Genomic DNA, 13,718 nt, shown 5'->3' with positions numbered 1-13,718 from the left:
GTGATCTGCCGTGCGCGGTGCGTGTTCTTGGAACAATGGGTGATCTATGGATGCGAGTGGGTGGGCGGCGTGGGCCGCGGCGGCGACGAGCCTGGCGACGCTGGTCGTCACAACGGTGGTCGGGGGGAGACGTGAGCGTCACCGGTGGGCGCGTGATGCTCTGACGGATGCTTTCGTTGCTTTTCTCGAGGCCAGTTGGCGGCACTCCGATATAGCCGCGTTGTCGGTCGGCGCAAGTATGAATGCCGAGCCGTTGCTGGTCGAATACCGGGAAATGCGTAGTCAGCTCACGCGGTTGCGGCTGCTTGCCGCGGACGGCGTAGTGGAGGCAGGACAGTCGTTGCTGCGTCAGCAGCGTCACGTGCACGAGGTGCCCGCGGGGCCGCAGCGTGACGCGGCGATGACGGTGGTGTCTTCTGCTCGGCGAACGGTGATTGCTGCAGCCAAAAGGGAGATGGGGCTGCTGTGAGCTGGGTGACACCCGCAAAAATTTACCGGACATAGCGCCCCAACTGTGTTTCCGCGGTGTCGCGGATTTGCACGAGTGCCGCCCTTGTGGGGGACGGGATGCCTGTCTGCCGCAACCGGTCGCTGATCCAGCGAGCGACATCGACGAGGTGGTTCTTCTCATCGCTGTGCGGTGAGCACGGCCCGGGAACCCAGTGCATGACGATGTTCCGGGCAGCGTGATGCATGACCGGGTCCTCGGGCTCGAGCCCTTCCAGGATCTCCATCCAGTCACCGAGGAAGCCCATGCCGACCAGACGGGCCCGCCGCAGACTGAGGTGAGCATCGTCCACGGTTGTGATCATCCGGGTGAGTTCCTTGTGTGCTGCGAACGCGAGCTGCCCTGCGGCAGCGAGCTCCTTGGCCGCCATCAGGCTGAGGTAACCGATCGCGGCGATGGCATGAGCCGCCGGCGCGATGGGCTGAACTCCGTGCAGCGGGTGGGAGTGAAGAACGATGTTGCTGCGATTGTCTGTATGCCTGGCAGCCTCCCGGACAAAGCTCAACCTCTGGTGCAATCCGGTGCTGGCCGCCAGCATTACGAAGCGGTGCGCGTCAAGACTGGTGGGATCGCTGGGTTGCAACTGCTGCAGACGATTGCGGCGTTCCTCGCTTAGAGGCACAGGATCGAACGGCGGTGCATCGAGAAGAACATCTGTTGTACTGAGCAGTTTCAGGACTTCACCGTCGTCCAGATGCGGCGCTTGGACGAAGAGATCGATTTCGGAGCGGTCAGGAACGCTCTCCCGCCAGGCGGTGGCCCACGGCCAGTACAAGCTTGGCGCTGCGCCCGGAGCACGGGTGGCTTCGTCCAATAGCAGGGCTGTTCGCGGCCGCGCCTCGAGACCGTGGTTGCTGACGGCACCCACGAGCGCGGATAGGGGTTCGAGATATCCATCATTGAGTCGGCCGACGTAGGAGCGCACAATGTCATCTACGGCTGGCACTTCGTGACCGTTCAGGGTATGAACAAACCCGGCGAGTGCCAGCAGACGTGAGGGAGAAGCGCCAGCCGCCAGCTGCTGTACGCGTTCGACAGATAGCGTCTGCCCGCGGTGCAGCAGCATGTGGGAAGCCAGTAGCACCACATTGTCGTCCTGGCTGTCGAGGAGCTCAGCCCAGTCGGTGGTGTCCTCCCGGTTCAGCAAGTCGGCCAGGTCACTGCCGTCGCACTGCCCCGCGGCGGTGGCCAGCCGTTGGTGCCAGGTGGCGTCATTGGCAAGGCCAGTACGGAAGCGGTACTGCAGCAGAACCTCGAGATCACCGTGCTCTGCCAGGACACCAAGTATGTCTCTCTGCTCGAGGTTGAGTTCGTAGACGGTGGTCACGTCAGCTGTGCGCGCGAGCTGATCCAAGGTCTCGGGCAGTCTGCGTCTGCATGCCGCGGTGTAGGCCTCGTGCAGAGCTCTGCTGGGCCGGATCTTCATTTGCGCCAGCGCCCTCCAGGCCTGCCGGATGACCGGCCAGGGGGCGTCCTCGCGGATCTGGTCCCACACATAGCCGACAAGCCGGTGCAGCCCGAGTGTGGCGATCGAACGGACGGCCCGGACCGTCAGGTCCTCGCTGAGATGGTCCGGCTGTGCATCCAGCAGATGGCTGAGGACCTCAGTGAGAACCTGTTCAGCCTCGGGCACGAACCACTGGTGCATCATCACCAGGCCATCGAGAGCTTCGGCGGCCGCCGGAGCTTCGGCCGCTCGCATGGCGGTCGCCTTGAGCGTCTGCATGGCCTGAGAGGTGCCGTACTTCGCAAAGCCGTAGGCTGCCTGACGCCACGCTGGCTGCCCGCTGTCCTTGCTCTCAAGCTGTGCGGTGAGTGTATGCAGAAGCTGGTCTCTTAGATCACCGAATCTGTCCGGCGGGGCTGCCTGAAGCAGCCAGGCCCCGTACACGAGGTTCGCGTCTAGGGCCGTTTGCAGGATGTGCCTTCCCCTGTTCTCCGGCGATTGCGGATTGGCGACCAGCAACTGAGCGGCTTCGCGCCAGTGGAACTGCAGGATGCGGTCAGCGACCTTCGCCGAGTTCTCGTCCTGCGCCAGTACGGTCGCCGCGAAGTAGGCATGGATGACGGGGTTGTCGAAGGTCACCCATCGACGGGACGGATCGGTGACGATGGCAGTGGTGCGCAGCAACGCCTCTAGCGTCTCTCGCGCATTGGGGGGCTTAAGCCTCTCCAGCGACTTGATCGCATCGTCGTATCTGATGGCTGCACCGAGCTCGTCCATGTCGCCTGCCAGGTGCGCCAGGAGCTTCATGCGACGCTCGATCTCACTTTCGTCGGCGTCCTTGATCAGGCCTCTGGTGTACTCCTCCAAGAGCTTGCCCGGGTTTGTGGTGCTGAAGGTGCGTTCTTTGAGGTAGTGATCCACCATGATCTTCAGGAACAGAGGCTTGCTCGCAAGGTCGCGCAGGCTGCCGGCTTCCGCGTCCCTGAAGAGCGCCTGGTACAGCACCCTGACCCGTGACCGCCAAGTGCCTTGATCGTCCTGGCGCAGTCGGTCTTCGATGTACTCGCGTGCCTGCGGAGGTCTGACCTTGTGCAGGGCGATGGCCGGCCACCTGAGCGCGTCGGGCTGGTAGTCGCCCGAGCGCTGACAAACGGTGATGCGCGCGGCGGGGTAAACAGCGCTGAGCCGGCTGATCTCAGCCAGTACGTAGGGCTTTTCACCGGCGTCGACTTTGTGAAGGTCATCGACGGTCAAGAAGACGCTGCCCAGGCGCAGCATCAACACGACCAGACCCTCATCGATGTCGCGCAGGTCGGCGCATTCGCGGACCAGTTCCGCTGGCGTGGGTTGCGGAAGTGCCGGGAGTGTGCTCGTGGCTTCTGGATCTGCCGTGTGCCAGGGGCGGAGGTATTCACTGATCCGTAAGGCGCTCAGCTCAAGCGGCCAGCACAAAGGTGGGCTCTCCTCCGCGTGGTGCTGGGGTTCGAGAGCACCGCGCAGGAGCCGGGCGTGCAGTTCGCGTACTGTGGCTGTCTTGCCGGCGCCGCAGTCGCCGACCACCACGCACCGCTGATTCGCCCACAGCAGCTCAATGGCGGGACTGGGGCCCATAGCCAAAGCGCCGTCCCCCTGCTGTATGAATGGCTCACCCGGACGCAGGACTCGTCCCGTTAGGGAGATGAACGGGAATAGCTGCTGACACTCCTCACGCTGCTCGATCACGCGTTCGCTCAAGGGCCCATCGAACAGCGCACGTAACAGGTCTGAGTCGGCCTCCGATTCTCTGTCCTCCCTGGCCCAGCTCACCCCACGCGCGCTGATCAACATATCGACCGCACCAGGTCGATGTGCCTGCCCCGAATCTAATAGCGCCCTGATGAAGGCAGCCACCTGGTGAGGCTCCCAGGCTTCGAACAAAGCCGCCTGCCCCCCATGCAGCGCCTCGGCCGCCACGCCGGCCGTCGCGGCGCAGACAGCGACACGATGCGGAGTCTGTTCGGCCTCGGGGAACTTCAGTGGCCGCAGGGCTGCTAGCGTCAGATACTCGAACAGGTGACGTTGCGCTTCGTCGGGCGAGCAGTGTGTCCGCTCCAAAGAAAGGGCGGCGCGTCTGACCTCCCACAGCAGGGCAAGGCATCGCCCGAGATGCCCTAGGCAGGTATCAACCAATGCGCCAAGGATTTTGTCGAGGCAGTCACTGTCAAGGTAGACCGACAGTCTGCTCAAAACGGCCAGCTGCCGTTGGAGACGGACCAGGTCCCGCCAGGTCAGGTCCGCCTTCTCCAGCTCGCGCAGACAACAGACTTCCAGCCAGGCGTAATCCGTCAGCGTCAGCCCGCCCGGCTCTGCAGCAGCGAAGTCGATCAAATACGTGCGACCGTCGCGTACGAGGACGTTACGCGGATTGAGGTCACCGTGCACCGCGCTGGATACTCGCCGCTCCCGGGCGCGGGACAACACGTCGTACAGGCTCCGTAGAGGATGCGCAATGGGCACGTTGTCGCAGATCAGCTGCTCGTCAGTTTCCTTGACGCCTCCGAAGTGGGACAGAGCGCTCTTCAACAGCTGCGAGCGTAGCTCGGCCCTGGTGTGGACGACGTTGGCGCTGACCTGGAGACGTTCGCAACCGTCGAACTCCCTTTTCAAGTCTCTATTGAGGGCAAGGCCTCGGGCTTCGGCCTGCACTAAAGCTGTGCCGACCTGGCCAGTCACCTTGTCCCGGGAGCAAGTCGGCTGGTCGATCGCGACGGTCACCCGCTGCCCTGAAGCAATAGTGCGTCGCCTGCCGGGGGGCGAGGAGGAGGTCATCAGCACGTCGTTGCCTGAGCGGCGCTCAGCTTCGACTTCGTCGCGGCGGGGAGAGGAGATCCCTAAGTCGAGGATGACTTCGTCGTCGTCCTGTGGCTTAACTCGTTCAAACTGGAGGAGAAGATCCGTGCCCAGCGTCCTGTTCAGGTGGACCAGAGACGCTGTATCCGCACGCAGGGCGCGGTGGAACTGGTCGGCTAAGTCCCGCATGACGTGCCGCAGCGCAGTGCAAGCCGACTCCATCTGGGTGTCGTGCAGAGCTCCGTGCGTAATCAGCTCCTCAAGCGACTGGGTCTGCCCGCTTGAGCCGTGTCGGTCCTCCAAGTGCTGGTAAACGATTACCTGGCGACCCTGGCCGTAGCGGCTCTCCGCGCTGTCGTCCAGCACGCCCCTGCTGGCAGCGACGATTCCAAGGTGCATGGGGAAGCGTTCACGTTTCGCCACCGAGGAGGCTGCTTTGTACTCCTTGAGGGCATCTTTCCGGTTCGACAGCTTGGCCACGTGCAGGTGGCTGTCACCGTCATCCAGAAGTAATTGCAGCTCAATGACCTCAGAGCCGCTGCGTCCCCCCGCGAGCCGACGCAGAACCCGCACTTCCCTTAGCCCGGCCGGCCAGTGATCATTCCGCGACGGATCGCTGTCGTGCGGGATGTTCAGCAGGACGTCCCGAATCTCTCCCCAGTCTGACGTTTCGATACCGCAAGCGGGATCGAATTCGACAGTCCAGTCTTGCACGCACACACTCTCCCCCTGACCGACCGACGGGGCGCGCCCCAGTGTCGGCTACATCACAACCGGTGAGTGTAGCGGTTGGGCATACGTCCACGGGTGCAAGTGCACATCGCTGCCCTAATATTCAACCGTTGAACGTGATCACCCATGCGGGCCTTCGCACTCCTACGCGCCATTTCCGGAGCCGACCTTGCGAATCTCGAGCGGAGTCCCCTGACGGCCAGCGGATGCGTGCGGGCCCGCCCAAGCCATGAGTCGGCTGCGCCCGCAGCCAGGACGGCGTCCCCGGCCGTGGGGCCCATCGTGTCGTTCACGGCCTCAGCAGGGCGGCGGGGCCTGCGGCCGCCCTGGTGGCGAGCAGCGTACGGCGGCGCATGGGGTCCTCCTCGGCGTCGCGCTGACTGGCCGTCACTCATGAGGGCTCGACGTTGGTGACGCTCACGCGAGGCGTGCTGCTGGCGGCTTTCCGGCGGCAGCACTATGCGGCCGGTGGTAGTTGTAGTGGGTGTCCCACACTGCGATCGCGGCTGACCAGGCGTCCTCGCTGGTGAGCTCGCGGGCGTAGAGGACTTCCTCGGCTATGACGCGTTGGTAGCGCTCCACCTTCCCGTTCTGCCGAGGTGCGTATGGCTCTCGGCTCTCTGAGAAGCCGTTGCTCTATCGATCTTGGTGAGCGTGAGTTCGAGGTCGTCGACTCGGTCGGGTGATCTCTTGGCTGGCTGCGCATGAAGGTGGGGCCTCCCGCACAGCTCGTGGGTGTCGAATCCAGCCGAGCAACAGGAGGCCCCCCCTGGTGCTGCAGTCTTCCGTGCCGACGCTGATGTCGTCCAACTCGGCTTCCCTGAGTGTGATTGTCTCGCTCACCGGTTCGGGAACGCCGCAGACAGGCCGCACAGGCGTCCGAGGTATCCGTCGGACATGAGCGATGCGGAATGGGCGGTTGTGCGGGACGCGATGCCGGTGCCGGGCTGGCTGGAGGGCCGCGGCGGGCAACCTGAGGGCTACTGCCACCGGCAGATGGTGGACGCAGTGCGCTATCTCGTCGCGGGCGGCATCGCCTGGCGGGCGATGCCCGCGGACTTTCCCGCGTGGGACCGCGTCTACGCCTTCTTCCGGCGCTGGCGCGACAACGGCCTGACCTCCGAGTTCCACGACCGGTTGCGCGACCGTGTCCGCGCGGCAGCGGGCCGCGATCCGGAACCGACGGCCGGTGTCATCGACGCGCAGTCGGTCAGAGGAGCCGCGTCGGTGCCTGCCGCGACCAGGGGATTCGACGGCGGGAAGAAGGTCAACGGCCGCAAGCGGCACATCGTGGTGGACACCCTCGGACTGCTGCTGGCCGTGACGGTGACCGCGGCCTCGGTCACCGACCGGAACGCGGGCCTGACGCTGCTGGCCCGGCTGCACGAGCGGCACTGGCGCATTACGCGGGTGTGGGCCGACGGCGGCTACACCGGACAACTCGTCGACTTCACCCGCGAGGTCCTGCGCGTCGCACTGACCGTGGTCAGACGCAGCGACAACACCAGCGGCTTCACCGTGCTCCCCAAAAGGTGGCTGGTGGAACGCACGTTCGCCTGGCTGATGCACTCACGCCGCCTGGCCCGCGACTACGAGGCGCGCACCGACACCTCCGAAGCGGTGATCCGGTGGTCGATGAGCATGGTCATGAGCCGTCGGCTCGCGCGGCGGGCACGCTGAACAGGCCCGGCCGTTCCTCCGTCAGCCAGCCCCGCGCGGCCAGGCGCTTCGCCTTCGACCGCACTCCTTCGACCTTCGCCGGGACCGGCTCCAGCCCGAGAGCCGCTGCGAGTTGACGGCAGTCCATCGCCTCCCCGCCCGCGCCGTTCCCACCGGCCAGGATGTCCGTGATCCGCCGATAGTCCGGTGCCAGAACCGTGGGTGCGAGTCCTTGCTCCCAGTGCGGCACCACCGAACCGGGCACCGCGGCCGTGACCTGCACCGGCCGTTCGCCGGCCACCACAGCCTGCGGGGTGTCCCCGGCCTTGCGGGGCTCACCCAGGACCTCGCCCACCGTCTCGCGGGCGATCACGAACCGCTCCCACACTGCCTCCGCCTCGCGCAGCTCGGCCTGCAGAGCCTCCACCCGCTGCCGAGCGACGCGTTCACGCTCCTCCAGCAACCCCATCACCGACGACATCCCTGCACCTCCACCGAAGAGACGACACGACATCTCGTCCCTGCCGCCGAAACACCGCCCCTACACCTGACCAGCGGAAACGCGCCCGGGACTCTCGGAAAGACAACGGCTTCTCAGGGTTGATGCGTTGCCTGGAGGAGGGGGTTTCAGGTGTGTAGTAGGGGAGTCCGAACCGTGTCGAACTGGGCTCTCCGTAGTATCGGCCACCGGCCGGATTGACTGCGGCGCGCCTCCAGCCGGTGAGGCCGCCGATGCCGACGAGGGCGATCTGTTGGGTGAGTTCGTCGGCTGTTTCTACGTACAGGTCGGCCAGGGCGTCGCAGCCTTGCTGGCGGAGCATGTACTCGGCGCGGTAGAGGCGGTAGGCGGGGCGGACGGAGGAGGTACTTGTCGACGAATGCGCCGGCTCCGCCGTTCTCGCCGGTGAAGGCGTCGTGTGCGTCCCCGAGGAAGACGAAGGGGGACTTGAAGACGTCGACGAAGGCGTCACCGAAGATGCCGAGTGCTTCGCCGAAGCTGTCGACGCGCTCGTTGTTGGGGTCGTCGGGGGTCAGGGCGCTGGGGTCGGTCAGGAGGCTGGGGACGTTGTCGGCGTAGGCGTAGGCCGACACGTACGGGTTGCTGCGGTCGGGGGTTGCGGGGTCGGGACGGTTGAAGCGGCCGGTGGTGGTGTTGTACTGGCGGGCGTGCAGGTCGAGGTTGCCGGTGGTGGTCTCGTAGCGGGCGCCTGTGTAGGACGGGGTGTCGGCGGGGGCGCCGCTGGTGACGGTGTTCAGTACGCGGGTGCCGTAGGGGTCGTAGGCCCAGCGCTGGTGCAGGGTGCCGGTGCTGCCGGCGACGTCGACGGGGGAGCCCTGGGTGTCGTGGTGGTAGTAGAAGACGGCCCCGGCACCGGTCTTGGTGGCGGCGGGCTGGCCGAGGGGGTCGTAGCGGTAGGACTGCTTGATGGCCCAAGCGCTGTCGTACTCCGTGGCGCGGATCGGCAGCGGGGCGTTGGCGTCCCACTGGGTGCGGGCGGTGACCGCGCCGTCCTTGGCGGTGGTGACCTGGTTTCCGCTGGCGTCGTGGTCGTAGGTGTAGTTGGCGCCTGCGACGGTGGCGGCGGAGATCTGCCCGGCCAGGTCGTGGGTGTAGGTGTCGGCGCCTGCTGCGCTCTGGTTGCCCTCGGCGTCGTAGTCGTAGGCGGTGGTTGCGCTGCCGGTGGTGCTCGAGGTGAGCTGGTCGGCCGCGTCGTAGGCGTAGCTGGTGCTGGTGGTTCCGAGGGTGGAGGTGAGCCGGTTGCCGACCTTGTCGTAGGTGTAGGAGGTGGTGCGGCCGGCGGCGCATCCGGTGACCCAGGGCTGCGGGAAGCAGCCGGAGGCGAGGCGGCCGGCGGCATCGTAGGTGAGGTCGTAGCCGCCGGTGCCGACGCTGGCGCGGGTGACGTCGACGCGGGTGGGCAGGCCGCCCGCTGACAGGGTCAGCGCGGTCTTGGTGACGGTCGTGTCGGCCTTGGAGGAGGTGACAGCCGTCAGGCGGCCGGCCCGGTCGTAGGCGCGGTCTTCCGTCTCGGTGTTGGGTAGTGCCGACTTGGTGAGGTGGTTCGCCGCGTCCCAGGTGTAGGTGGTGGTGCCCCCGTCGGCGCCATCGTGGAGGTACGGCCGTCGTTGTCGTAGCCGTAGGTGATGGTGTTGCCGTCGGAGTACTTGCGGGTGAGCATCTGCCCGGCGGCGTCGTAGGTGTAGGAGAAGCCGCGGGTCTTGGTCAGGTTGCCGACCTCGTCGTAGACGAAGTCCTCCGAGACCAACGCGCCAGTGGGACCGATGACCTTGGTGCGGTTGCCTGCGGAAATCTCCCTGACTTCCGTATATCCGCGTGTCGGCCATGGCCTGATTCAGCCCCAGAAACTTTTCTGTCATTTCCTGTCACGCGGCGGTGAAAATGTTCCGAGAGCGTCAGTAACGCTGACGCTGATCGGAAAAGCGCGATCGAACGTGTCCTCGAATCGATCACTGGCACGCTGTAACACGAACACCAACATGCAATTGCAGGACCACATGTGCTACTGACCCAGCACCACGGCCATGCGAAGGACAGCACCCGGCGCAGGCGCCTCACACAGCCGCTCCGACCGTGTCCACCACACGTTCGAACGCAGAGTTCGGCACCGGCACAACTCTCGGCAGAGACATGCCCCAGGCCCTGTCTCCAGACCTGACAGCGCACTTGGCATCGACCGCCGCAAGCGGGACCCTGTGGAGGGCTTGGCCGACAGAAGCCGGGGGGCAGTATGTGGCCGGAACTTGGCGCGGGGACGAGCGGTCCTCGCGTGCGAGCGTTGCAGTACCTGCTGTCTCATCGTGGCCTGAACGTGTTCCCGCACGGTGAGTTCGACACCACCACGCAACAGGCGGTCGATGTGGTGGGCAAGGAAGCCGGAAACCCGGCGGGCGGGACAACCGACCGACAGATCTGGTTCCGGCTGGTGACGGATGTCTGGCCGGGGCAAAGCGGCGATCAAGTGCGCGCGGTACAAACACTCCTGATCTCCGTCGGCTGCCTCTTCGAGGAGACAGGAGTCTTCGACGCGGCGACCACCGCGGCCCTGGATACCTTCGCCCTGAGATTCCCGACCGGCCAGGGAAGCGCCCTCGTCGACGACCGCACCTGGGAATCGCTCCTCGAGGCGCACCCTCTCAAGGAAGTGCTCGGCGCCGTCGCGCAGCACACCTCCGAGGTGCGGACGAGCGCGCGAGAGCATCGGGACTGGCTACTCCATGAGCCGGACGCCGAACTCCCCGACTACCTCCCGCTGATCGCGGGTGCCCGATGGGACGAGCTGGAACAGACGGCAACGGACCATCACGCCGAATCCCTCGGGCTGCTCCGTGCCATCGCGGAGAGCGCCGCCCCTTCGGTCCAGGCGCTTGCCACGGTACAGGCGGCCTGGCAGTACGCCCACGTACCCGCACTGAGCCTGAGCATGCAACCAGGGTGGGAAGCGCGCCGAGGCCAGGTCATGCAGGAGTTACGGGAAGGGATGACCGAACAGGAGGCGGCAAGCCGGATCGATGAACTGGTGGGCCTTCGGGCCGAGGAGGAACTGGAGAAGCACCTCTCCACGGGCCTGACCCGCAAGGAGCAGGTGTTCCGGCGCCGGCTCGCCACACTGTCGGGAGCATGCCTGGCTCAGGCAGTTGCCCGGTTCCACCGCACCCTGGACGCCACACAAGCGCAGGACCCCGACGACCCGGCCGACCTGCTCGCGGGCGAGAGGTCGCTGCGTGATGGTGAAGAGGCCCTCCGTGTTGCCCTGGGCACCGGCAGCCATCACCGGTATGCCGCCGCCAAGCTGAGTGAAGCGGCGACAGCGCTGCAGAACGCGGCCGGTGTCGTCCTGCGCGATGCTCCGGTCCTGGCCGCCCAACTGGTGAAGGCGCGGGCGGCGAAGCCGTCGGAGCCGGCGGCATCGCTGATGGACGCGATGGACCTCATCCAACGCGCTATCGCGGACACGGCACTCGCGGGTTACACAATGTGGCTGTCTCAGCTCCCCATCGCACGCGATCCCCTGTACAGATGGATGACCGAGTCGGTCCGTCCGCTGGAAACAGCCCGGCAGCCATCGGTGAGCCTCGCCCAGATCGTGGCGGACCCCGGCTCGTTCAAGTCCGCCCCGGTGACGGTCGAAGGCGTCCTCAGCGATGTCAAACGCGTACGGATCTCGCCGGCCGTGCCGGGCGTGGAGGCGGTCGTGTCCGATGGCGCGCACCGCGTTCGCGTCCGATGCCGGGGGCGGCTGCTGGGCCAGGAACACGTGACGGGCACACCGTGCCGGCTGACTGCCGACGTGACCACGATTCCGGAGCCGCTGCTGACAGTTGTGGCGAATCCGCCGGTCTCCGATACAGACCTCCAGGCCAGTTCTTTCCTCGACTTCGCCCGCAGCCGTCTTCGCGACGTCCATCTGCGGGCACCGAACGTCACAGGATCCACGAAGAACGGCTGGGCCGTCTCCCTCTCCTGGGCTTCCGGGATCGACGCCGGCGTTTTTCTCCTTGCTTCAGGTTCTTGGTTCGAGGGAGTGGACCGGCATGGATGAGCGCAAGGAACTGGCGCGTCAACTCCTGGACGAGATGTTCGACCGGTGGAACGAGCGGATCGGGCCGCCGGTCGACAGGGCCATTCTGGAGAAATGGCAGCCTGCCGATGCCAACATGCGGGACCGCTTGCTGGGAGGAGACTGCCTCGAGCACCTCGCACCGCTGGTCGACGCCTGGGACGCTGCACTTGACGCCCGGGCGGCGCTCATAGGTGCCGACGAGGACACCGTAGACAGCGCTATCGGCTGGGGCACGAAGGCTGCTCAAGTCATGGGTGTCTTCGACGATTTCAGTGCGGCGGGCCTGGCCGAAGCCGCCGGCGATGTCTACGACCAGCGCAGGAGCGAGCAGAAAGCCTGGGCGGCCCTTTCAGATGCAGAGCGGAAATGGCGCCGGTCCGCGCGGCAGCTGCAAAGGGCGCGCCAGGCGATCCGAACGTGCCTGACGACCGGCTGGAAGGGCGAGATCTCCCTCATGGAGCTCTCCCGGAAGGACATTCCCCACCCGAAACCGACCGACCGGACCGTCAGCGGCCGGACCCGCCTCGTGTGGGATCTGCGCGCCGACGGACAAGGATCGTCCGGCCCGCTGGTCCCCGCCGCCAAGCGCACAAACGAGTCCGCGTCCCTCAGGTTCAACGTGGCCGGCGGATACGCGAGCCACAGCATTCAGTACGACCTGAAAGTGGAGTCGCCGGACTGTCTCCTCGAGGAGACACACATCAACACCAAAGGGACGACCTCTCAGTTCTTCATCCAGGTCGAGCTCAGGTGTACCGACCAAGGCGCCTGCACGATCGTTCTGCCGCGCCAGCACTTCGTCGTCTTCATGACCGAGAAAGGCTCGGTGAGCCGCAGGCTTTCCTGCGATGCGCAGCCGACCAAACGAACGGTGGACACGTTCTACAGCTACAAATGGCACATTCCGGAGACCGTCATCGGGAACGTGGCCATCAACAAGAACACTCTGAGGCTCGAACCGCCCGTCGGTGTGGTGAAGGTGACCCGGCGGCGCACCGATTCCGAACCGGGCCAAGCGAGTGGCGCCCCGACCGAGATCCCGATCCAGGAGATCACCTCGGAGATGAGGGTACGCCTGTATCTGCGTCGCGGACCAGACTGACCCCGGGCAAAGCCCCGGCCCTTGAAGTTCTGCCTCTTTGGCCAGCTGCCGGTAGGCCTCGGGCGAAGGGCCATCGAGCCGACCTCGCCACAGGCAGTGGCCGACTTGGTCCGACAGCTGTGGGACGACCACATGATGCCCCGGCGCTGCAGAAGGCCAGCCGGACGAATACGTCCGATCAACTGACCAACCAATCAAAGAGACACGCTCTAGTAGGACTCCGTTAGGTCTGTCTCGATCTTGGCCTTGAAGGTGACCTGCTGGGCAGGGCTTGGTGGCAGGTGGTGCAGATGCCGGTCCAGCACCTCAGGACGTCCTGGAGGGCGTCGAGGATCTGGTAGAGGGTGAGACCGGTGCGGGCACTTTTGGGGCCAGGCGCTGTTCGGTGAGGAAGGCGTGGGCGGCGGTCACGAGGGTGACGTGGTGGTGCCAGCCGGGCCAGGACCGGCCTTCGAAGTGGTCCAGGCCGAGGCCGTGCTTGAGTTCGCGGTAGTCGTGCTCGATGCGCCAGCGGACCTTGGCCAGGCGGACCAGGTCGGCGATTGGGGTGTCGGCCGACAGGTTGGACAGCCAGTAATCGGTCGGTGCTTCGGCATCGGCGGGCCACTCGATCAGCAGCCAGCAGTCGGGCAGGACACCGTCCCACCAGCCTTGTTCGGCCGAGGCCGCGGCTTTGATGGGACGCTCGACTGCTTTGCCGGCCGGGCGCACGCGCACGGCGGCGAAGCGGGAGCGTAACTCGCCTTTCGAGCCGTGCCGCCATGTGAGCGGAGTGAATGCCTCCGGCTTGAGGCCGGCGGCCAGGGCTGCCACCGACGGTGCGGTCTGCCGGTAGCGGGGCTGGGGCCAGCAGCCGAT

The 13,718-nt window shown here is 65.9% G+C and carries 8 protein-coding genes and 2 pseudogenes; 4 read left to right on the top strand and 6 right to left on the bottom strand.

Features of this window, described 5'->3' with window-relative positions; all coding sequences use genetic code 11:
• Nucleotides 1-46: 46 nt before the first annotated feature.
• Nucleotides 47-469, top strand: coding sequence for a hypothetical protein (locus ACFRAC_RS24570; RefSeq protein WP_382927471.1), 423 nt, complete (start codon nucleotides 47-49; stop codon nucleotides 467-469).
• Between the two features lie 22 nt (nucleotides 470-491).
• Here ACFRAC_RS24570 and ACFRAC_RS24565 read toward each other — a convergent pair whose 3' ends face one another.
• Both ACFRAC_RS24565 and ACFRAC_RS24560 read right to left on the bottom strand, forming a co-directional pair.
• Entirely contained in the window at nucleotides 492-5,498 is a 5,007-nt protein-coding gene (locus ACFRAC_RS24565; RefSeq protein WP_382927469.1) for a hypothetical protein, read from the bottom strand.
• Nucleotides 5,499-5,933: 435 nt separating this feature from the next.
• Nucleotides 5,934-6,122: pseudogene (locus tag ACFRAC_RS24560) on the bottom strand (integrase core domain-containing protein); the annotation flags it as partial.
• A gap of 291 nt (nucleotides 6,123-6,413) precedes the next feature.
• Here ACFRAC_RS24560 and ACFRAC_RS24555 point away from each other — a divergent pair.
• Nucleotides 6,414-7,196, top strand: a complete 783-nt coding sequence (locus tag ACFRAC_RS24555; RefSeq protein WP_382927464.1) for an IS5 family transposase — start codon at nucleotides 6,414-6,416, stop codon at nucleotides 7,194-7,196.
• Here the strand turns inward: ACFRAC_RS24555 and ACFRAC_RS24550 are convergent.
• The 3 genes and pseudogenes from ACFRAC_RS24550 to ACFRAC_RS24540 form a co-directional block, all read right to left on the bottom strand.
• Nucleotides 7,162-7,656: a hypothetical protein gene (locus ACFRAC_RS24550; RefSeq protein WP_382927462.1), complete on the bottom strand. Its 495-nt coding sequence runs from the start codon at nucleotides 7,654-7,656 to the stop codon at nucleotides 7,162-7,164. The genes ACFRAC_RS24555 and ACFRAC_RS24550 overlap by 35 nt on opposite strands.
• Before the next feature lie 146 nt (nucleotides 7,657-7,802).
• A pseudogene (locus tag ACFRAC_RS24545) lies at nucleotides 7,803-9,197 on the bottom strand (RHS repeat domain-containing protein); the annotation flags it as partial.
• Complete coding sequence (locus ACFRAC_RS24540) at nucleotides 9,167-9,442, bottom strand: hypothetical protein (protein ID WP_382927638.1); 276 nt, start codon at nucleotides 9,440-9,442, stop codon at nucleotides 9,167-9,169. The pseudogene ACFRAC_RS24545 and the gene ACFRAC_RS24540, both read right to left, overlap by 31 nt.
• A gap of 531 nt (nucleotides 9,443-9,973) precedes the next feature.
• Between ACFRAC_RS24540 and ACFRAC_RS24535 the strand changes: the two genes are divergently transcribed.
• Nucleotides 9,974-11,737, top strand: coding sequence for a hypothetical protein (locus ACFRAC_RS24535; protein WP_382927459.1), 1,764 nt, complete (start codon nucleotides 9,974-9,976; stop codon nucleotides 11,735-11,737).
• Nucleotides 11,730-12,860, top strand: coding sequence for a hypothetical protein (locus tag ACFRAC_RS24530; RefSeq protein WP_382927455.1), 1,131 nt, complete (start codon nucleotides 11,730-11,732; stop codon nucleotides 12,858-12,860). The genes ACFRAC_RS24535 and ACFRAC_RS24530 overlap by 8 nt, the downstream gene beginning before the upstream one ends.
• Before the next feature lie 306 nt (nucleotides 12,861-13,166).
• On the opposite strand, the gene ACFRAC_RS24525 is transcribed toward ACFRAC_RS24530, so the two are convergent.
• Nucleotides 13,167-13,718, bottom strand: a 552-nt coding sequence (locus tag ACFRAC_RS24525) for a transposase (protein ID WP_382927453.1), incomplete at its 5' end; no start/stop codon positions are given.

It is taken from the genome of Streptomyces sp. NPDC056628 (genome assembly GCF_042792555.1).
Taxonomy (GTDB): domain Bacteria; phylum Actinomycetota; class Actinomycetes; order Streptomycetales; family Streptomycetaceae; genus Streptomyces.
This window is presented reverse-complemented; position numbering and strand designations above follow the sequence as displayed.